This is a genomic window from Burkholderia sp. Bp9143, from assembly GCF_003853645.1.
Classification (GTDB): Bacteria; Pseudomonadota; Gammaproteobacteria; order Burkholderiales; family Burkholderiaceae; genus Burkholderia.
The window spans coordinates 1-18,794 of record NZ_QTPO01000088.1 but is presented as its reverse complement, the minus strand read 5'-3'; the positions used below and the strand labels follow the sequence as shown (position 1 = coordinate 18,794).

The window sequence follows — 18,794 nt, the reverse complement described above, 5'->3', positions numbered from 1 at the left end:
CACTTGTAGAACGGCGCGTTGCTCTCGTCGAGCACCTTGGTGAACGGCTTGTGCCAGCTGAGGCCCTCGCGGGCGAGGCGCGCCCAGAAGCCTTCGTAATCCTGCTCGGCCTCGGCGGCCAGCGCCTGGTAGGCCGGCATGCCGGAAATGGTCGCCGCCTTCTCGAGCGCCGCGGGCGGCGCAAACTGACGGGTTTCGTGAAGAACCGATTCAATCGCAGACATCGACTACCCCTTGGTGAACATGAATCCTCTGCATGGCGGCGCGATCGTGCGCGCCGCGCGTCTTGGCCGGCGCATGCGCGCCGCAGTCTCCCACCCACCCGCGCGCGGCCCGAAGCCTGCGCGCGATGCTGCGCCGCACCACGTCATACGACGGCGGACGTACGGCCCGGCGATTTCCACGATAAGCGCTCGAACTTACCCGTCACTTACGCGACATGCCGTTTCGCACGCAAGCGCCGCTTTACGGTCGGCCGCTTTACAGTCAGCCGCTTTACAGTCAGCTTTACGCTGTTACAAACGCGACCCTACAATCCTAACTGAACTCGCCCCCCGGACTCCAGCTTGAATCGCTACGCCCTCTTCCTCATCCTGTCGATGCTGTTTGTCGGCAGCAACGTCGGTATCGGTAAATCCATCGTCGTCTTCGTCCCGGTCGCCATCCTCGCCACGCTGCGCTTCGTGATCGCGATCGCCGTGCTGTGGCCGCTGTTCAGCCCGGTGAAGATGCGCACGGTCCGGCGCGCGGAATGGTTGAACCTGTTCCTGCAGGCATTCTTCGGCACCTTCATGTTTACGCTGCTGATGCTCAACGGCGTGCAGCGCACGAGCGCGGTCGCGGCCGGCGTGATCACGAGCACGATCCCGGCCCTCGTCGCGCTGTTCGCGTGGCTGATCCTGCGTGAAAAACCGAACGGCCGTGCGCTCGTGTCGATCGCGCTCGCGATCGCCGGCGTCGTGACGATCAACCTCGCCAACGGCACCGCTGGCAGCGTGCCCGCGCACGGCGCCGGCGGCACATCGTCCGGCTCGCTGACCGGCAACCTGCTGATCCTCGGCGCCGTTTGCTGCGAATCGATCTACGTGATCCTGTCGCGCCGGCTCACGCAGACGCTCGCGCCGATCGACATCTGCGCGTACACGCACCTGTTCGGCCTGTGCCTGATGCTGCCGCTCGGTGCGACGGCGCTGTGGCATTTCGATTACGCGAGCGTGCCGACCGGCACGTGGGCGCTCGTTGTCTGGTATGGGCTGTCGGCCAGCATCTTCTCGTTCTGGCTGTGGATGAAGGGCATCCGGCACGTGCCGGGCAGCCTCGCCGGCGTGTTCAGCGCGGTGCTGCCGGTCGCGGCAGCCGCGTACGGCATCGCGTTCCTCGGCGAACGCCCGACGCTCGCGCACGGCATCGCGCTCGCGTGCGTCGTCACCGGCATCGTGCTCGCGAGCCTGCGCGGGAAGCGCGTGCCGGCCGCCGCATCCTGATCCGTCCCCGGCAACTGCGGCGCGTCGCTGCAGTCGCGCCGGCCGACGCGTTACAATAGCGCGCCTTTTCAAGATTACCCCCGATACCTGCGCACCGCGCCCGTCACGCCATCATGTCTGCCCCGCATTCGCCCGGCTCCACCCGTCGTCCGCTACGCCCGCTGCCCGCGCTGATCTTCATGAGCCGCTGGCTCCAAGTTCCGCTTTATCTGGGCCTGATCGTCGCGCAGGCCGTCTATGTATTCCTGTTCCTGAAGGAAGTCTGGCACCTGCTGTCGCACGCGACCGGCCTCGACGAGGTCAGCGTGATGCTCGCGGTGCTCGGCCTGATCGACGTGGTGATGATCTCGAACCTGCTGATCATGGTGATCGTCGGCGGCTACGAAACGTTCGTGTCGCGCCTCGGCATCGAGGGCCATCCCGACGAGCCCGAGTGGCTCGACCATGTGAACGCGGGCGTGCTGAAGGTCAAGCTGTCGATGGCGCTGATCAGCATTTCGTCGATCCACCTGCTGAAGACCTTCATCAACCCGGACCAGCACACGACGCACGCGATCATGTGGCAGGTGATCATCCACGTGTCGTTCCTCGTGTCGGCGCTCGTGATGGCGTGGGTCGACCGCCTGACGACGCACACGCACCCGGCCCATTTCCACGAGACGCACGCGCCTGCGGCGAACGAGTCCCGCAAGCCGGCCAAGGCAGCCGTCAACGCATAAACGCATTCCCCACAGTCCCCACAGAGTCTCAGCCATGACCGTCATCAAACAGGAAGACCTGATCCAGAGCATCGCGGATTCGCTGCAGTACATCAGCTACTACCACCCGCTCGACTACATCCAGGCCCTCGGCCGCGCGTACGAGCTGGAAGAAAGCCCGGCCGCGAAGGACGCGATCGCGCAGATCCTCACGAACAGCCGCATGTGCGCGGAAGGCAAGCGCCCGATCTGCCAGGACACCGGCATCGTCACGATCTTCGTGAAGGTCGGCATGGACGTGCGCTGGGACGGCGCGACGATGGGCCTCACCGACATGATCAACGAAGGCGTGCGCCGCGGTTACACGCACCCGGACAACGTGCTGCGCGCGTCGATCGTCAATCCGCCGGAAGGCGCCCGCAAGAACACGAAGGACAACACGCCGGCCGTGATCCACTACGAGATCGTGCCGGGCGACAAGGTCGACGTGCAGGTCGCGGCGAAGGGCGGCGGCTCGGAGAACAAGTCGAAGTTCGTGATGCTGAACCCGTCCGACTCGATCGTCGACTGGGTGCTGAAGACGGTCCCGACGATGGGCGCGGGCTGGTGCCCGCCGGGCATGCTCGGGATCGGCATCGGCGGCACGGCCGAAAAGGCGATGCTGATGGCGAAGGAATCGCTGATGGAGCCGATCGACATCCAGGAAATCATCGCGCGCGGCCCGAAGGACTGGGTCGAGGAACTGCGCGTCGAGCTGCACGAGAAGGTCAACGCGCTCGGCATCGGCGCGCAGGGCCTCGGCGGCCTCGCGACCGTGCTCGACGTGAAGATCATGGCCGCACCGACGCACGCGGCGTCGAAGCCGGTCGCGCTGATCCCGAATTGCGCGGCGACGCGTCACGCGCACTTCGTGCTCGACGGCTCGGGCCCCGCGAAGCTCGAGGCGCCGTCGCTCGACGCCTGGCCGAAGGTCCAGTGGGAACCGAACACGGAAACCAGCAAGCGCGTCGACCTGAACACGCTGACGCCGGAAGAAGTCGCGAGCTGGACGCCGGGCCAGACGCTGCTGCTGTCGGGCAAGATGCTCACGGGCCGCGACGCCGCGCACAAGCGCATCGCCGACATGCTCGCGAAGGGCGAGAAGCTGCCGGTCGACTTCACGAACCGCGTGATCTACTACGTCGGCCCGGTCGATCCGGTGCGTGACGAAGTGGTCGGCCCGGCAGGCCCGACGACGGCCACGCGGATGGACAAGTTCACCGAGACGATGCTCGCCCAGACGGGTCTGATCTCGATGGTCGGCAAGGCCGAACGCGGCCCGGTCGCGATCGACGCGATCAAGAAGCACAAGGCGGCGTACCTGATGGCAGTCGGCGGTGCGGCTTACCTCGTGTCGAAGGCGATCCGCGGCGCGAAGGTGCTCGCATTCGAAGACCTCGGCATGGAAGCGATCTACGAGTTTGACGTGCAGGACATGCCGGTGACGGTGGCCGTCGATTCGTCGGGCACGTCGGTGCACCAGACCGGTCCGAAGGAATGGCAGGCGAAGATCGGCAAGATCCCGGTCGCAGCCGCTTAAGCGCGCGCATACGAAAGGCCGGGCTGATGTCCGGCCTTTTTACTTCTCATTCTCGTTATTGCGCGCGGCCCGTTATCCGGGGCTGATTCTCGTTACCCGCAAAAGGCAGGCCCGACAAGGCTTCGAGGCTTGGCTTTTCCCGTTCGAGCGATTATCGTTCGGTTTCTGAAGCCCCCACTGAACAAGGAACAGCCATGCAAGGCGACAAGAAAGTCATCGAATACCTGAACGCCCAACTGAAGAACGAACTCACGGCGATCAACCAGTACTTCCTGCATGCGCGCATGTACAAGCACTGGGGCCTCGAGAAGCTCGGCAAGCACGAATACGACGAATCGATCGGCGAAATGAAGCACGCCGACTGGCTGATCGAGCGCGTGTTCATGCTCGACGGCCTGCCGAACCTGCAGGACCTGCACAAGCTGCTGATCGGCGAGGAAACCGAAGAGATCCTGCAGTGCGACCTGAAGCTCGAGCAGATCTCGCAGTCCACGTGCAAGGAAGCGATCGCTTACTGCGAATCGGTGCGTGACTACGTGTCGCGCGAGATCTTCGAAAAGATCCTCGACGACACCGAAGAGCACATCGACTGGCTGGAAACGCAGATCGACCTGATCGGCAAGGTCGGCCTGCAGAACTACCAGCAGACGATGATGGGTTCGCCCGAGTAATCGGCACCACCGCCACGACCGCCACCTCGCCTTCCGCATGACGATGACGAACCAGCCAGTCGCTTCCGGGGACCGCCCCGCCGCCCGTGTCGGCATCTTCGATTCGGGGCTCGGCGGCCTGTCGGTGCTGCGCGCCGTGCGCGCGCACCTGCCCGGCGAGTCGTTCGTCTACGTCGCCGATTCGCACCATGCACCGTATGGTCCGCGCGACGAGGCGTTCATTACCGAACGCACGCTGGCCATCGGTGAGTGGCTCGCCCGCGAAGGGGCGAAAGCGCTCGTCATCGCGTGCAACACCGCCACGGCGCGGGCGATCGCGGCCATCCGCGAACGCCTGTCGATACCGCTCGTCGGCGTCGAGCCGGGCATCAAGCCGGCCGCCGCGCTGTCCTCGACCGGCGTCGCGGGCGTGCTCGCCACGCAATCGACGCTGAACAGCCCGCGCTTCCAGGCGCTGCTCGACCGCTACGGCGCCGGCCGCCGCTTCATCTGCCAACCGGGCCACGGGCTCGTCGAAGCGATCGAACGCGGCGACACGAACTCGCCCGCCTTGCGCGCATTGCTCGAGCGTTACCTGCGGCCGATGCTCGACGACGGCGCCGATACGCTGGTGCTCGGCTGCACGCACTACCCGTTTCTCTCGGAAACGATTCGTGACATTGTGGGCGACCGCCTGACGCTCGTCGACACGAGCGATGCCATCGCCCGCCAGCTCACGCGGGTGCTCGACGAACGCGACCTGCGCGCACCGGCCGGCACGCGTGCCGCGCCGCCGCGCTTCTGCTCGACGAGCGACGGCCTGCAACTGCGCGCACTCGCATCGTCGCTGCTCGGCCTCGACGCGCCGGTCGAATCCGTCACCATTTCCTCGCCGAACGCGCGCGCCTGCGCGACCGTGTAACACGGGCCGGCACACCGCCGGTTCGCCCTCTCCCGCAGCGGCCGCGCCGCGCCTTCCATTTCAAGGGTCCGATGACCTCAAAAAAAGCCGGACCCAGGCTTGTCAACGCCCGCAAATTTAATGATAATAATTCGCATTACCGTTAGCTATCGCAACTCATCATGATCGTCTGCGTGTGCAAGTCTGTTTCCGATCGCAAGATTCGCGCGTCCCTCGCCGAGGGCGTGAGCTCTTTCGATGAGCTCCAGTTCGAGCTCGGCGTGGCCACGTGCTGCGGCAAGTGCGAGGAGTCCGTACGCGACCTCATGGCCGAGCAAGGCGTCTGCGCGAGCCGGTGCGGCGTCGAACACCACGCTCACCCGATCCCGGTGACGTTCTACGACCGCAAGGCCGCCTGAGCCGCGCCGAGCGTACGCATGCGGCTGCGGCCGCATTTTCTGTCCGACCGTCAGCAAGCCACCTTCCGCGCGAGCCAGCGGCTTACCTGCCAAGGAGCCTGTCATGGAATTGCTGATCGGATTCGTGACCACCGTGTGCATCTCGCTGCTGATCTTCCGCAAGTGATACCGATTCACCCGCCGCGCCCCGGGTGCGACGTCGTTCTTTCAAGCTAACATGCAGGCTTCGCAATCCGCTCCTGCCGGCGTCTTGCCGGCTGCTCCACGTATGAATCCCCGGGTCATCACCGTCGCGGTCGGTGTGCTTGCCGCACACGCGATCATGCTGACGGCTGCCTGGCTCCATCGCAATGCGCCGCCGCCGAAGACGGTCGAAGTCCAGTCGATCACCGCGCAGCTCATCCCGCCTGCGCCGGCCGCTCAGCCGGTCGCGGTCGAATCGGTCGCGCAACCCGCGCCGCCGAAGCCCGTGCCGCGCGTCAAGCCGAAGGTCGAACCGAAGCCGGTACAGAAAGCGGTCAAGCCGACCCCTCAGCCGGTCGCACAATCACCGTCCCCGACGCCCGCTCCGGCAGCCGATCCGACGCCTGCGCCCGCCGCCCCCTCCGCCGCGCCCGCTGCGCCGGCAGCCACGCCCGGCCCGGCCCGGGAAACGATGCAAGTCAGCGCGCCGAAGAACGTATCGGCACTCAAGTGCAATTTCGTGAAGCCCACCTATCCGGCGATGTCGCGCCGCCGTGGCGAAACCGGCACGGCCTATGTTCACTTCGTCATCGGCCTGACGGGCAAGATTGAAAGTGTCGAGTTGCAAAAGAGCAGCGGCTACCCACGCCTCGACGAGGCAGCGCTGGATGCGACACGCGCCAGCACCTGCCCGCCGTACGTCGAGAACGGCCAAGCGATTCGCGCCGCCCATACGCTGCCCTTCAACTTCACGCTCGACGATTAACCCGCCTCATTCGGAAGATTCAAAGGAAACAAAAATGCAAAGCTACGGTATCGCGCACGTCTGGGCGCAAGGTGATTTCGTCACGCGCGCCATCGCGATCACGCTGCTCGTGATGTCGGTCCTGTCGTGGATCGTGATCATCGTCAAGGGCTGGAACGTGGTTCGCCTGAACCGTCTCACGAAGAATGCCGAGCAGGCGTTCTGGCATTCGGACGATTTCGACGACGGCATCAAGAAGCTCGGCCTCGCCGCATCGACGCCGAGCGACAATCCGTTCCTCGCGCTCGCGCTGTCGGGCAAGGAAGCCGCCGATCACCACCATCAGACGCAACCGCACCTGCACGACCGCATGGACGTGTCGGACTGGGTCACGCGCTGCCTGAAGGACACGATGGACGAAGGCATCTCGCGCATGCAGGCCGGCCTCGCGATTCTCGCGTCGATCGGCAGCACGGCGCCGTTCGTCGGCCTGTTCGGCACGGTCTGGGGCATCTACCACGCCCTGCTCGCGATCGGCGCAACCGGCCAGACGTCGATCGACCAGGTCGCCGGCCCGGTCGGCGAATCACTGATCATGACAGCCTTCGGCCTGTTCGTCGCGATTCCCGCGGTGCTCGGCTACAACGCACTGACCCGCGCGAACAAGGGTGTCGTCAGCAAGCTGCGCCGCTTCGCGCACGGTCTGCACGCGTACTTCGTGACGGGCGCACGCCTCGCGTCGTCGTCGACCCGCGACGGCCTGCGCCTCGCGACGCGCGCCAGCTGAGACGGGGTGAACCATGGCAATGAACACCGGCTTCAGCGATGACGACGACGATGGCGTGATGAGCGAGATCAACATGACGCCGCTCGTCGACGTCATGCTCGTACTCCTGATCATTTTCCTAGTGACGATTCCGGCAATGCAACACGCGGTGAAGATCGACCTGCCGCACGCGAGCAGCCAGCCCGTCGACGAAAAGCCGCAGACGGTCGACGTCGCGATCCAGGGCAACGGTACGATCCTGTGGAACGACCAGACGGTCACGCGCGAGCAACTGCAGGCACACATCGCGGAAGCAGCGCAGCATCAGCCGCAACCGGAGTTGCACCTGCGTGCCGATCGCAAGGTTGCCTATGAGCGTGTGGCCGAAGTGATGTCCGATGCGCAGGCCGGCGGCCTGACGAAGCTCGGCTTCGTGACGGAGCCGACTGCGAAGGCAAAGTAACGCATACGCATTTCGCTACGCGACGGTCGCCTGGCCGGCCGCGCCTGGCCGGCAGCACCTTGCCGGCCGCACAAAGTAAAAGGCCCTCATCGCCAGATGAAGGCCTTTTTTCATGCGCACGCGGGCGCCTTCGGGCGGCGGGCTCTTCGGCGGTATCGGTTGCGCCTCGAGCAACGCAAATGCGGCTACCGTGGTCTGCACGGACTGCGCGTTCTGCCCTATCTGGCTCACAATATATGCGGCCACCTGATTCCGCTCAGAACTTCCTTCGCGAAATGGGATTTCAATATAGGCCTGCCCGCGTATGCATTCAAGGCCCCGGCGATTGAAACTTGCGATTGCAGGCGGCGCTTCAATGACAAAACAAATTTGCCACGACGCGCATCTTGCATTCAGGTGGCCGAAGCATCGGCCGCCACCCCTTCCTTATTCGCGCGCTCGGGGCAGCTCGGCTGCTTGTATTCGCCGTGGTCGAGCTTCTCGACCAGATAGTCGACGAACGCGCGCACCGCGGGCGGCATCCCCTGCCGCGACACGAACACCGCATAGAGTTGCGGCACCGGCAGCGTCCAGCCCGGCATCACCGGCGACAACTGCCCCGCGCGCAACGCATTGCCGTACATCATCTCGGGCAGCGCGGCGATGCCGAGGCCGTCGAGCACGGCCTCGCGGATCGTCATCAGGTCGGCCGTCACGAGCCGCGGATCGTGCTCGTGCAGGTGACGCGTACCATCCGGCGCGATCAGGCTGAACACGTGCCGTCCGTCGACGCTCGGCGTATCGAGCGTCTCGAAATGCACCAGATCGTCCGGCACGAGCGGCGGCGCATTCTGGTTCAGCAGGCTGGGCGCCCCAACGAGCATCTGCTCGGTCCGCCACAGCGGCCGCACGACGATGTTCGCATTCTGCGGCGGCTCCGAACGCACGCGCAACGCGACGTCGATCGAATCCTCGAACAGATCGATCACGCGATTGGTCACACGGATGTGCACCTTCACCTCGGGATAGCGGTGCAGGAATTCGGGGAGGATGCGCGACAGCATCGTCTGCGACAGTGTAACGGGGACGCTCACGCGCACCGAGCCGCGCGGCGACGCGCGCAGCTGTTGCACGGCGTTCATCGCGGCCTGGGCTTCGGCGAGCATCGCCTGGCAATGCTGGTAGAACAGCTCCCCCGCCTCGGTCAGCGCGAGCTTGCGCGTCGAACGCTGCAACAGGCGCACGCCGAGCGCCGCCTCGAGTTCGGTCAGGCGCCGCGACAGGCGCGATTTCGAGATACCCAGCACGCGTTCCGCCGCCGAGAAACCGCCGTGTTCGACGACCTGCGAAAAGTACATGAGGTCGTTCAGGTTGTGTGCATCGATGTTCATGTCATCGTTCCAATTTCAGAACAATCCATTGCGAACCGCCGCAAATCGGACGGTAAAACGCCCAATATAATAGCGCTGTGTTTCAAAAATAACGCTATTCCGACGATATCGAGGGCTTCTGCATGACGACCGCTCGCTCGCTTGACCGCACGTACCCCGCGCTTCGCACGACCGAAGGTGGCGGCTTCGTGGTTCACCGCCCATTCCCGACCCGGCTGCTGATGGATTTCGATCCGTTTCTGCTGCTCGACGAAATGGGCCCCGTCGACTACGCGCCAGGCGAAGCCAAGGGCGCCCCCGACCATCCGCATCGCGGCTTCGAGACCGTCACCTACGTGCTCGACGGGCGCTTTCGCCATCGCGACTCGGCCGGCCATGCCGGCACGCTCGGGCCCGGCGACGTGCAGTGGATGACGGCCGGCGCAGGCGTCGTCCACAGCGAAATGCCGGATCCCGAATTCGCGCAGGCAGGCGGACGCTCGCACGGTTTCCAGCTGTGGGTCAACCTGCCGCGGCGCGACAAGCTCATCGCGCCGCGCTACCAGGAGATCTCGGCCGCCCGCATCCCGAGCGCGACGTCGCCGGACGGTCGCGCGCAGGTCCGCGTGATCGCCGGCGAAGCGTTCGGTGTGCGTGCGGCGATCGAGACGCGCACGCCGATCCTCTACCAGCATTTCACGCTGCAACCGGGCGCAACGGTCACGCAGCCGGTGCCGGCAGGCTATCGCGTGTTCGCCTACCCGCTCGACGGAGCGGGCCGCTACGGGCCCGACAGGCAGCCCGTCGACGCACGGCACATGGTCGTCTACGGTGACGATGGCGACGCCGTGACGTTCGAAGCCGGCGATACGCCGCTCGACCTGCTGCTGATCGGCGGCGTGCCGCTCAACGAGCCGATCGTCCGCTATGGCCCTTTCGTGATGAATACCGAGGAAGAGATCCGGCAGGCCGTCGTCGACTACCAGACCGGTCGCATGGGACGCATCGACGCGTGACGTCCGATCGGGGGCCGGAGGTGCCGCGAAACGGCTCGTTTTGCGTCACAATGACTTCTTGAGCCACGTGGCTGCCCGCCACCAGAAGGAATCCGTCCCCTTGAACTTCGAACATCTGATCCAGATCAACTCCGACGATCCGGCCGTGCCGTCCCTGACCCGCGACCAGCTCTGGGAAGGCCTCGTGCTGCGCGCCGAACAGCCGCAGCTGTTCGTGATCGGCCTCGACAGCTGTGTCGTCCACGAACGGACGGACACGACGCTCGAACGCGAACTGCACTACGGACATGCGACCGTGCGCGACCGCGTGACGTTCACCCCGAACCAGCAAGTGCGCTACGACATCCATGCGGCCGGCGGCGAAATTGGCGGCTCGCTGACGATGACGATCGAGGAGCGCGACGACCACGAGTTGTTCCTGCGCTTCGAATACCGCACGACGCTGACCGTCACGGACGACAGCGAGGAAGCGCGCCAGACGCACGGCATCGTCAAGGAAGCGTATCGCACGTCGGACATCGACACGGTGCGCCTGATCCGCGAATACGCTCAGGGACGCAAGGACCCCGACCCGCTCCACTGACGTCGGCGGCGGCCCGCGGGCCGCTGCTTTGATTCAAGCTATCGGATTTCCCACCTCGATCGATAAAGAGTTTTAGTAAATGGGAATAGTTATCATTTAGAATTCATTCCATCGTATCGACAGTCACCGATCAACCGAATGACCGACACCACGCGCCCGACCACGCTGACCTTGCGCCGCACGACCGGCACTGCAAGCGCCAACCGTCAGAAGACGGCAGCGGTCACGACGCCGGCGAAACCCGCCGGAAGCCGCGATGCCGGCACCCGGACCCTCAGCAGCGATGCGCTGCTGCAAGGCCACAGCCACATCAGCATCGCGCATAACGGAGAGACGTATCAGTTGCGTGCCACGCGGCTCGGCAAACTGATCCTGACGAAGTAACGACAGAGTATTGTGGGGACCACCTCCCTGAGAGGTGTTGGGCAGTAGCCAGCGTAACGGCTTGCACGCGAGATCTAGACCCCTTCGTGCAAACACACTCAAGCAGCCGTTGCAGCAAGCCAAGCCACTTTTTTGGTTCTCGCACAAGGAAGAAAAAAGCGACACGTCGAAGGACGTGTCGCTTTTTTGTTTGAGCGTCCGGATGCAATGGAAAAAGCATCTCGGCTGTCGGCACTGCAGCTTCAGCGCGCTCCGGAGCCCGATAGCGGCACATACTCGCCCGCTGCTCCGGAACGCGGCCGCCAGGCCTTCAATCCCTCATCAGAAACCCCAGAACATCAACCACCATGCGCTGTCGACCACGGCCAGGCCGGCCGCGAACCACGCGAATGCAGCCAGCCGGCGCGGCCATGCCGCATAGCGCCCCGTCACCTTCCATGCGAGCCAGCCGCTCCACGCGTTCGCGCCGACCAGAATCGCGATGCGCACGTCAGTCGCCCAGCCGAGCGGCACGTGTTCGGCCCGCAGCAGCGACAGCGTCGTCGCCGACAGCCCGAGGAACACGCCGGCCCCCGCGATCGGGATCAGCGCCTGCGCGAGATGATGGAGACGCACGCGGTCGAAGCGGCCGAGCATCAGCGTCGCGCCGGCCAGCAGCACGAGCAGCGCGGTGCCGTACACAAGCCCCGTGCCGACGATGTAGCTGACGATCAGCCCGCCGTCGAGCCACGAGAACACGTCGTTGCGATCCGGATAGTGCGTGAGCAGGAACCATGGTGCATTGGTCTCGAGCGGCCACGTGATGTCGCGGTCGATCAGCCAGCCCGCGAGCCATTGCTTGATCTGCACGAACCACGGGCTGACGGTCCAGTGGAATGCACCGATCGCGACGCCGAGCAGGCCGTACAGGATCAGCGCCGTGTCCCACGGATTCGCCTGCTGCGCGCCGAGGCTCACGACCTCGTCGGACGGCGAGCGCCACGACAGCGCGATCGCGTCGCGGTGCCCGCTGCAGCGGCCGCACATATGGCATGCGGCGGCGCCCTTCATGTTGCGCAACGGCACGAGCGGCGCGCAATTGATCGGAATCACACGATGCCCGTGCTCGCCGTTCTTGTACGATCGGCGCCACGCATCCTCGTCGACCTTGTAGCGCATCGGCGCGAGCCGCGCGAGCAGCCCGAATACACCATTGACCGGGCACAGATACTTGCACCACACACGCTTCTCGCGGCCGTACAGCACGCCGATCACGATCGCGCCGACAGTCGAGCCGCCGAGCACGAACAGCACCGCGAGCGGGTACTGGTACACGCTGACCATCTGCCCGTAGATCGTCGTGAGCCCGAACGCGACGAACGGCCAGCCGCCCCACCGCATCCAGCGCGGAATCGCGCCGCCGCGGCCGAACTTGCTCGCATATTCGGTGAGTGCGCCCTCCGGACACAGCACGCCACACCAGACGCGGCCGAGCATGACCATCGACAGCAGCACGAACGGCCACCAGATGCCCCAGAACACGAATTGCGCGATCAGCGTGAGATTGCTCCACAGGTGCGCGGAATCGTCCGGCAGCGGCAACACCGCCGGCACGATGATCAGGAACGCGTAGACGGCGACGACGACCCACTGGATGCCGCGGATCACCGCGCCGTGGCGCTGCATCCACTGGCCGGCCTGCGCGAGCCAGCCCGGCTTGGCTGCGGCGACAACGCTCATGCCGCGCGACCTGCGGGGATGACCGGACGACGGCTCGCGCGCTTCATCAGCAGCCAGACCACCGCCCAGTACACGGCATAGGCGATCAGGTTGGTCAGCGCCGGGTGCGCGCGATAGCCGGTCAGCGTCGCGACGAGCGAACCGAACGTGCCGGAATCATCGAGGATCCCCGACGTGTCCCACACTTGCGAGATGCCGAGCGGCAGGATTTCCTTGTCGATCAGCTTGTCGACGCCGGTCTGGAACAGGCCCGCACCGAGGAACAGCAGCATCACTTCGGTCACGCGGAAGAAATGCCGCCACGAGAAGTACTTGCCGCCAAGTTGGAGCAGATAGAACGTGAGGAACGCGAGGCCGAGGCCGATCACGACCGCGAGCATCTGGCTGCCATCGACGTGCCCCGACTGACCGAAACCGAGGCCGTACAGGAAGATCACCGTCTCGCTGCCTTCGCGTGCGATCGCGAGCGCGACCAGCACGGCGACGCCCCACCAGTTCGAATCGCGCGTGCTCTGCTGCAGCGACTGCTCCATGTCGCGCTTCAGCGTGCGGCCGTGCCGGCGCATCCACAGCACCATCTGCACGATCAGCACGCACGCGATCAGCACCATCGCGGTCTGGAAATAGTCCTGCGCGTCGCCGGACAGCACTTCGGTGAAGCCGACGAGCGCGGCGCCGAGACCGACGGCCATCAGCAGGCCGACTGCCACGCCCGTCCACAGAAAGGGCAGGCCACGGCGCGCGTCGTCGTCGCCGTTCTTCAGCCATGCATAGAGGATGCCGACGACGAGCAGCGCTTCGACGCTCTCCCGCCAGACGATGAACAAGATCTGACCCATTGAATCCTCCTGACGTGCGGGGCAAGGCACTCGTACGCCCGCACGCAGATAAAACGCATTACTTCGCGACGATCACGCCCTGTGCCTGCTGGTGGAAATCGTCGAAAAACTTGTATTCGCCCGGCGACAGCGGGGCGACGACCACGAACGAATCGGCGCCCGGCGCAAGCACCTTCTCCTTGCGCAACTGCACGCTCTCGAATTCGGCGGCGCCCTTGCCGGTATTCTTGATCTCGATCTTGAAGCGCTGGCCAGCCGGCACTTCGATGCGGGCGGGATTCAGCTTGCCGTCCGTCATCTCGAGCTTGAACGTCGGCAGATCGGCGGCATGCGCCGCGCCGGCGAGCCACAGCGCGGCGGCTGCGGCGATGATTTTCTGGGGAAATTTCATTCTGTGTTCTCTACGCCGACGGCGCGCCGAAGCGCGCCGTCCGTGATGCCACCGATCAGTACCCGCCCTTCTTGCCGATGCCGGCGAACGGGAAGTCGTATTCGAGGGTGATGGGCTTGAACCACGCGCCCACGCCCGTTTCCTTGTCGACGTGACGGCCGAACGCCATGTGGCCCGACTGCATCGGCGGCTTGACGGTCATCGTCAGGTGGTACTTGCCCGGGCCGGCCAGCTTCACGTTGTCGCCGTAGTGCGGGCCGTCGCTCGCGACCATGCCCATCAGGTCGCCTTCAGCCTTCCACTTCGTGTCGCCCTGCTTCGTCAGCTTGTACGTGACCTGCAGGTACGGCATCCAGTCGCCTTCCGCGAAACCCGTCGGGTTGTTCTTGACCGCGTGGATGTCGGCCTCGAGGTGGATGTCGGAATCCGACGCCTTGTGCATCATCCCTTCCGGATCCATCGAGATCGGCTGCAGGTACACCGCGCCGATTTCCATGCCGCCCTGGATCTGCTGCTTGCCGATCGGATATTCGGCAGCCGAAGCCGACATCGCGGCAAGCGCCGCCGCTACCGCAACCGACGTGCGGATGAACGAAGAACCCAACATGGACACTCCTTGTTATTTGTCTGGTGACTCGCGCACCGCCCGTCATGACCGCGCGCCGGAAACACTAACGCAATCAATAACGTTAATGCGAACTATTCTCAATACTTGCGAAGTTTAGCACCGAACCGACTCCGGAACAAACAAGACACCGTGTAAACCCCTGATCCAACAAGGCTTACAACGGTGTTACAGGAAGGTTTCAGTGACGTTTGGAAAGATTTACCGGCCGCCGTTGACGTGGTCGCCCACGTTCGCGCCGAACACGCGTTCACGCAGCAGCGCAAGCTGGTCGCGCGTCGCCGCGGCCTTTTCGAACTCGAGGTTCTTCGCGTAGTCGGCCATCTGCTTTTCGAGACGCTTGATCTCTTTCGCGATCTGCTTTTCCGACATGTCCTCGAACTTCGCGCGTTGCTGTGCTTCCTTCAGCTCGGCGCGCGCGTCGTCGGCGTTGTAGACGCCGTCGATGATGTCCTTGATGCGCTTCACGACGCCGCGCGGCGTGATGCCCATCTTCTCGTTGTGCGCGATCTGCTTCGCGCGGCGCCGCTCGGTCTCGCCGATCGCGCGCTTCATCGATTCGGTCATCGTGTCGGCGTACAGGATCGCCTTGCCGTTCACGTTGCGCGCCGCGCGGCCGATCGTCTGGATCAGCGAGCGCTCGGCGCGCAGGAAGCCTTCCTTGTCCGCGTCGAGAATCGCGACGAGCGACACTTCCGGAATGTCGAGGCCTTCGCGCAGCAGGTTGATCCCGACCAGCACGTCGAACGTGCCGAGCCGCAGGTCGCGGATGATCTCGACCCGCTCCACCGTGTCGATGTCGCTGTGCAGGTAGCGCACCTTGACGCCGTGGTCCGCCAGGAATTCGGTGAGCTGCTCGGCCATCCGCTTCGTCAGCACGGTGATCAGCACGCGCTCGCCGGCGTTCACGCGCGCGTTGATCTCGGTCAGCACGTCGTCGACCTGCGAGCTTGCCGGGCGCACTTCGATTTCCGGATCGACGAGCCCGGTCGGGCGCACCACCTGCTCGGCCACCTGCCCCGTCACGCGCTTCTCGTAGTCGGCCGGCGTCGCCGACACGAACACCACCTGGCGCATCTTGCGTTCGAACTCCGGGAACTTGAGCGGCCGGTTGTCCAGCGCCGACGGCAGCCGGAAGCCGTAGTTGACGAGGTTTTCCTTGCGCGCGCGGTCGCCGTTGTACATGCCGTTCAGCTGACCGATCAGCACGTGCGATTCGTCGAGCAGCATCAGTGCGTCGGGCGGCAGGTAGTCGACGAGTGTCGGCGGCGGCTCGCCCGGCGCGGCACCCGAGAAGTGCCGCGAGTAGTTCTCGATGCCCTTGCAGAAGCCGAGCTCCTGCAGCATCTCGAGGTCGAAGCGTGTGCGCTGCTCGAGGCGCTGCGCCTCGACGAGTTTGCCGTCGCCGTGGAAGAACTCGAGGCGCTCGCGCAATTCGTCCTTGATCGTCTCGACCGCCCGCATCACGGTGTCGCGCGGCGTCACGTAGTGCGACGACGGATACACGGTGAAGCGCGGGATCTTCTGCCGCACGCGCCCGGTCAGCGGGTCGAACAGTTGCAGCGTCTCGACCTCGTCGTCGAACAGCTCGACGCGCACGGCCAGCTCCGCGTGCTCGGCCGGGAAGATGTCGATCGTGTCGCCGCGCACGCGGAACGTGCCGCGCTGGAAGTCCTGTTCGTTGCGCGAATACTGCATCGCGATCAGCCGCGCGATCACGTCGCGCTGGCCGAGCTTGTCGCCGGTGCGCAGCGTCAGGATCATCTGGTGGTATTCGGACGGGTTGCCGATACCGTAGATCGCCGACACCGTCGCGACGATCACCACGTCGCGGCGCTCCATCAGGCTCTTCGTCGCCGACAGCCGCATCTGCTCGATGTGCTCGTTGATCGACGAATCCTTCTCGATGAACAGGTCGCGCTGCGGCACGTACGCTTCCGGCTGGTAATAGTCGTAGTACGACACAAAGTACTCGACCGCATTCCGCGGGAAGAACTCGCGGAACTCCGCGTAGAGCTGCGCCGCGAGCGTCTTGTTCGGCGCGAACACGATTGCCGGGCGGCCGAGCCGGGCGATCGTGTTGGCCATCGTGAAGGTCTTGCCCGAACCGGTCACGCCGAGCAGCGTCTGGAATGCGAGGCCGTCGCCGATACCTTCGACGAGCGTTTCGATCGCGGTCGGCTGGTCGCCTGCGGGCGGATACGGTTGATACAACTGGAATGGCGACCCTTCGAAGGTCACGAATTTCGATTCGTCGAGCGCGTCGCCGACTTCGGCGTGATGTTCGGACATGGAGTGCGGCCGGAGCGAGGGCAAAAAAACTATTCTAGCGCTTCGCGGCGTTGCGAACCGCTGACGGCTCCTGACGCGAGGCAACCGTCCGAAATCGCAATTCGCCGCGCAATCGCCGCCTCCGGCAGCGTGAATTCGCTACAATGTCAGGCTGCTGCGCTTTCCGGCGCCGTGCCCGTTGGCGCGCGGTCCGCTGCGCCCGCCCCGCCGGCTGAAAGCCTGACCCTCTTTTCACTACTGCCGAATCATCATGTCGCTCTTCTCCGCTGTCCAGCTTGCTCCCCGCGACCCGATCCTGGGCCTGAACGAAGCCTTCAACGCCGATACGCGCCCGACCAAGGTCAACCTCGGCGTCGGTGTGTACACGAACGAAGATGGCAAGATTCCGCTGCTGCGCGCCGTTCGCGAAGCGGAAAAGGCCCGTGTCGACGCCGGCCTGCCGCGCGGCTACCTGCCGATCGACGGGATCGCCGCGTACGACGCAGCGGTGCAGAAGCTGCTGCTCGGCAACGATTCGCCGCTGATCGCCGCAGGCCGTGTGGTCACGGCGCAGGCACTGGGCGGCACGGGCGCACTGAAGATCGGCGCCGATTTCCTGCGCACCGTGAATCCGAACGCGAAGGTCGCGATCAGCGATCCGAGCTGGGAAAACCACCGCGCACTGTTCGAAGCGGCCGGCTTCGAAGTCGTCGCATACCCGTACTACGACGCCGCCACCAACGGCGTGAACTTCGAAGGCATGCTGTCGGCGCTGAACGGCTATGCGGCAGGCACGATCGTCGTGCTGCACGCGTGCTGCCACAACCCGACCGGCGTGGACCTGACCGAAGCGCAATGGCAGCAGGTCGTCGACGTCGTCAAGGCGCGCAACCTCGTGCCGTTCCTCGACATGGCCTACCAGGGCTTCGGCGAGAACATCGAGGCCGATGCCGCCGCCGTACGTCTGTTTGCCGCGGCCGACCTGAACGCATTTGTGTCGTCGTCGTTCTCGAAGTCATTCTCGCTGTACGGCGAACGCGTCGGAGCGCTGTCGATCATCACGTCGAGCAAGGAAGAAGCGACGCGCGTGCTGTCGCAACTGAAGCGCGTGATCCGCACGAACTACTCGAACCCGCCGACCCATGGCGGCGCCGTCGTCGCGGCCGTGCTCGCATCGCCGGAACTGCACGCTTCGTGGGTGCAGGAACTCGGCGAAATGCGCGACCGCATCCGCGCGATGCGCAACGGTCTCGTCGAGCGCCTGAAGGCGAGCGGCGTCGATCGCGACTTCAGTTTCATCAACGCGCAGCGCGGGATGTTCTCGTATTCGGGCCTGACCTCGGCGCAAGTCGATCGCCTGCGCGAAGAGTTCGGCATCTATGCAGTCGGCACCGGCCGGATCTGCGTCGCAGCGCTGAACACGCGCAACCTCGATGCGGTCGCCAATGCAGTCGCAGCGGTCCTGAAGTAAGTCGGCGTCAGCGGGCGGCAGCCCGCCCTGCCGAAACAAAAAACGCGCTCCGAGGAGCGCGTTTTTTTATGCCGTTCGACTGCTGGCGAATGCTCCGCACGGCACAAGCGGCGTACGTCACGGCCGCCCGTGCCGGAGCCCTTACTGCATGAACCAGCCGTGGCTGACGACGAACGACTGACCCGTGAGCGCGGCGCTCGGGAACGCCGACAGGAACAGCACCGTCTGCGCGACGTCCTGCACCGTCGTGAACACCCC

20 protein-coding genes and 1 pseudogene are annotated in these 18,794 nt (G+C 64.9%); 13 read left to right on the top strand and 8 right to left on the bottom strand.

Annotation, left to right across the window (positions count from 1 at the left end; genetic code table 11):
• Nucleotides 1-224, bottom strand: a 224-nt coding sequence (locus DIE23_RS37765; protein WP_311767844.1) for an acetyl-coenzyme A synthetase N-terminal domain-containing protein, incomplete at its 3' end; no start/stop codon positions are given.
• 342 nt (nucleotides 225-566) lie between these two features.
• On the opposite strand from DIE23_RS37765, the gene DIE23_RS37755 reads away from it, so the two are divergent.
• From DIE23_RS37755 to DIE23_RS37710, 9 genes are all read left to right on the top strand, one after another.
• A complete protein-coding gene (locus DIE23_RS37755) occupies nucleotides 567-1,484 on the top strand; it encodes a DMT family transporter (RefSeq protein ID WP_124617833.1) in 918 nt (305 codons plus the stop codon).
• Between the two features lie 113 nt (nucleotides 1,485-1,597).
• On the top strand, nucleotides 1,598-2,203 hold the full coding sequence (locus tag DIE23_RS37750) for a TIGR00645 family protein (protein ID WP_124617830.1): 606 nt from the start codon (nucleotides 1,598-1,600) through the stop codon (nucleotides 2,201-2,203).
• Between the two features lie 34 nt (nucleotides 2,204-2,237).
• On the top strand, nucleotides 2,238-3,761 hold the full coding sequence (locus DIE23_RS37745) for a fumarate hydratase (RefSeq protein ID WP_034183495.1): 1,524 nt from the start codon (nucleotides 2,238-2,240) through the stop codon (nucleotides 3,759-3,761).
• 194 nt (nucleotides 3,762-3,955) lie between these two features.
• Nucleotides 3,956-4,432, top strand: coding sequence for a bacterioferritin (bfr, locus tag DIE23_RS37735; RefSeq protein ID WP_124617828.1), 477 nt, complete (start codon nucleotides 3,956-3,958; stop codon nucleotides 4,430-4,432).
• A 37-nt stretch (nucleotides 4,433-4,469) separates the two neighbouring features.
• Nucleotides 4,470-5,333, top strand: coding sequence for a glutamate racemase (gene murI / locus DIE23_RS37730; RefSeq protein ID WP_409364279.1), 864 nt, complete (start codon nucleotides 4,470-4,472; stop codon nucleotides 5,331-5,333).
• A 161-nt stretch (nucleotides 5,334-5,494) separates the two neighbouring features.
• Entirely contained in the window at nucleotides 5,495-5,731 is a 237-nt protein-coding gene (locus DIE23_RS37725; RefSeq protein ID WP_011885486.1) for a bacterioferritin-associated ferredoxin, read from the top strand.
• Nucleotides 5,732-5,948: 217 nt separating this feature from the next.
• Complete coding sequence (locus DIE23_RS37720) at nucleotides 5,949-6,680, top strand: energy transducer TonB (RefSeq protein WP_124617824.1); 732 nt, start codon at nucleotides 5,949-5,951, stop codon at nucleotides 6,678-6,680.
• A gap of 34 nt (nucleotides 6,681-6,714) precedes the next feature.
• Nucleotides 6,715-7,446: a MotA/TolQ/ExbB proton channel family protein gene (locus tag DIE23_RS37715; protein WP_124617822.1), complete on the top strand. Its 732-nt coding sequence runs from the start codon at nucleotides 6,715-6,717 to the stop codon at nucleotides 7,444-7,446.
• Nucleotides 7,447-7,459: 13 nt separating this feature from the next.
• Nucleotides 7,460-7,888: a biopolymer transporter ExbD gene (locus DIE23_RS37710; RefSeq protein ID WP_006754473.1), complete on the top strand. Its 429-nt coding sequence runs from the start codon at nucleotides 7,460-7,462 to the stop codon at nucleotides 7,886-7,888.
• A 392-nt stretch (nucleotides 7,889-8,280) separates the two neighbouring features.
• Here the strand turns inward: DIE23_RS37710 and DIE23_RS37700 are convergent, their stop codons facing one another.
• A complete protein-coding gene (locus DIE23_RS37700; RefSeq protein WP_124617820.1) occupies nucleotides 8,281-9,258 on the bottom strand; it encodes a LysR family transcriptional regulator in 978 nt (325 codons plus the stop codon).
• 122 nt (nucleotides 9,259-9,380) lie between these two features.
• Between DIE23_RS37700 and DIE23_RS37695 the strand changes: the two genes are divergently transcribed.
• From DIE23_RS37695 to hemP, 3 genes are all read left to right on the top strand, one after another.
• Entirely contained in the window at nucleotides 9,381-10,253 is an 873-nt protein-coding gene (locus tag DIE23_RS37695; RefSeq protein WP_124617818.1) for a pirin family protein, read from the top strand.
• Nucleotides 10,254-10,353: 100 nt separating this feature from the next.
• Entirely contained in the window at nucleotides 10,354-10,836 is a 483-nt protein-coding gene (locus tag DIE23_RS37690; protein ID WP_044849005.1) for an SRPBCC family protein, read from the top strand.
• Nucleotides 10,837-10,974: 138 nt separating this feature from the next.
• Nucleotides 10,975-11,220 (top strand): hemin uptake protein HemP, encoded by a 246-nt coding sequence (gene hemP, locus DIE23_RS37685; protein ID WP_039322336.1) that lies wholly within the window; start codon nucleotides 10,975-10,977, stop codon nucleotides 11,218-11,220.
• A 321-nt stretch (nucleotides 11,221-11,541) separates the two neighbouring features.
• On the opposite strand, the gene DIE23_RS37675 is transcribed toward hemP, so the two are convergent.
• The 5 genes from DIE23_RS37675 to uvrB form a co-directional block, all read right to left on the bottom strand.
• Nucleotides 11,542-12,939 (bottom strand): 4Fe-4S binding protein, encoded by a 1,398-nt coding sequence (locus DIE23_RS37675; RefSeq protein ID WP_124617816.1) that lies wholly within the window; start codon nucleotides 12,937-12,939, stop codon nucleotides 11,542-11,544.
• A complete protein-coding gene (locus DIE23_RS37670) occupies nucleotides 12,936-13,778 on the bottom strand; it encodes an FTR1 family protein (RefSeq protein ID WP_124617814.1) in 843 nt (280 codons plus the stop codon). Before DIE23_RS37670 ends, DIE23_RS37675 begins: the two co-directional genes overlap by 4 nt.
• A gap of 58 nt (nucleotides 13,779-13,836) precedes the next feature.
• Nucleotides 13,837-14,169, bottom strand: a complete 333-nt coding sequence (locus tag DIE23_RS37665) for a cupredoxin domain-containing protein (RefSeq protein WP_124617812.1) — start codon at nucleotides 14,167-14,169, stop codon at nucleotides 13,837-13,839.
• A 55-nt stretch (nucleotides 14,170-14,224) separates the two neighbouring features.
• Entirely contained in the window at nucleotides 14,225-14,776 is a 552-nt protein-coding gene (locus DIE23_RS37660) for an iron transporter (protein ID WP_124617810.1), read from the bottom strand.
• A gap of 219 nt (nucleotides 14,777-14,995) precedes the next feature.
• Entirely contained in the window at nucleotides 14,996-17,086 is a 2,091-nt protein-coding gene (uvrB, locus tag DIE23_RS37655) for an excinuclease ABC subunit UvrB (RefSeq protein ID WP_124617808.1), read from the bottom strand.
• Between the two features lie 250 nt (nucleotides 17,087-17,336).
• Here uvrB and DIE23_RS37645 point away from each other — a divergent pair, with 250 nt between their 5' ends.
• Entirely contained in the window at nucleotides 17,337-18,536 is a 1,200-nt protein-coding gene (locus DIE23_RS37645; RefSeq protein WP_124617806.1) for an amino acid aminotransferase, read from the top strand.
• A 141-nt stretch (nucleotides 18,537-18,677) separates the two neighbouring features.
• On the opposite strand, the pseudogene DIE23_RS37640 reads toward DIE23_RS37645, so the two are convergent.
• Nucleotides 18,678-18,794, bottom strand: a pseudogene (locus tag DIE23_RS37640) (3-hydroxybutyrate dehydrogenase); the annotation flags it as partial.

Coding starts and splice junctions, on each gene's coding strand:
- hemP (WP_039322336.1), top strand. CDS start 10,975: ATGACCGACACCACGCGCCCGACCACGCTGACCTTGCGCCGCACGACC.
- DIE23_RS37675 (WP_124617816.1), bottom strand. CDS start 12,939: ATGAGCGTTGTCGCCGCAGCCAAGCCGGGCTGGCTCGCGCAGGCCGGC.
- DIE23_RS37710 (WP_006754473.1), top strand. CDS start 7,460: ATGGCAATGAACACCGGCTTCAGCGATGACGACGACGATGGCGTGATG.
- DIE23_RS37715 (WP_124617822.1), top strand. CDS start 6,715: ATGCAAAGCTACGGTATCGCGCACGTCTGGGCGCAAGGTGATTTCGTC.
- DIE23_RS37665 (WP_124617812.1), bottom strand. CDS start 14,169: ATGAAATTTCCCCAGAAAATCATCGCCGCAGCCGCCGCGCTGTGGCTC.
- bfr (WP_124617828.1), top strand. CDS start 3,956: ATGCAAGGCGACAAGAAAGTCATCGAATACCTGAACGCCCAACTGAAG.
- DIE23_RS37700 (WP_124617820.1), bottom strand. CDS start 9,258: ATGAACATCGATGCACACAACCTGAACGACCTCATGTACTTTTCGCAG.
- DIE23_RS37720 (WP_124617824.1), top strand. CDS start 5,949: ATGCAGGCTTCGCAATCCGCTCCTGCCGGCGTCTTGCCGGCTGCTCCA.
- DIE23_RS37725 (WP_011885486.1), top strand. CDS start 5,495: ATGATCGTCTGCGTGTGCAAGTCTGTTTCCGATCGCAAGATTCGCGCG.
- DIE23_RS37750 (WP_124617830.1), top strand. CDS start 1,598: ATGTCTGCCCCGCATTCGCCCGGCTCCACCCGTCGTCCGCTACGCCCG.
- DIE23_RS37695 (WP_124617818.1), top strand. CDS start 9,381: ATGACGACCGCTCGCTCGCTTGACCGCACGTACCCCGCGCTTCGCACG.
- DIE23_RS37745 (WP_034183495.1), top strand. CDS start 2,238: ATGACCGTCATCAAACAGGAAGACCTGATCCAGAGCATCGCGGATTCG.
- DIE23_RS37645 (WP_124617806.1), top strand. CDS start 17,337: ATGTCGCTCTTCTCCGCTGTCCAGCTTGCTCCCCGCGACCCGATCCTG.
- DIE23_RS37670 (WP_124617814.1), bottom strand. CDS start 13,778: ATGGGTCAGATCTTGTTCATCGTCTGGCGGGAGAGCGTCGAAGCGCTG.
- DIE23_RS37660 (WP_124617810.1), bottom strand. CDS start 14,776: ATGTTGGGTTCTTCGTTCATCCGCACGTCGGTTGCGGTAGCGGCGGCG.
- uvrB (WP_124617808.1), bottom strand. CDS start 17,086: ATGTCCGAACATCACGCCGAAGTCGGCGACGCGCTCGACGAATCGAAA.
- murI (WP_409364279.1), top strand. CDS start 4,470: ATGACGATGACGAACCAGCCAGTCGCTTCCGGGGACCGCCCCGCCGCC.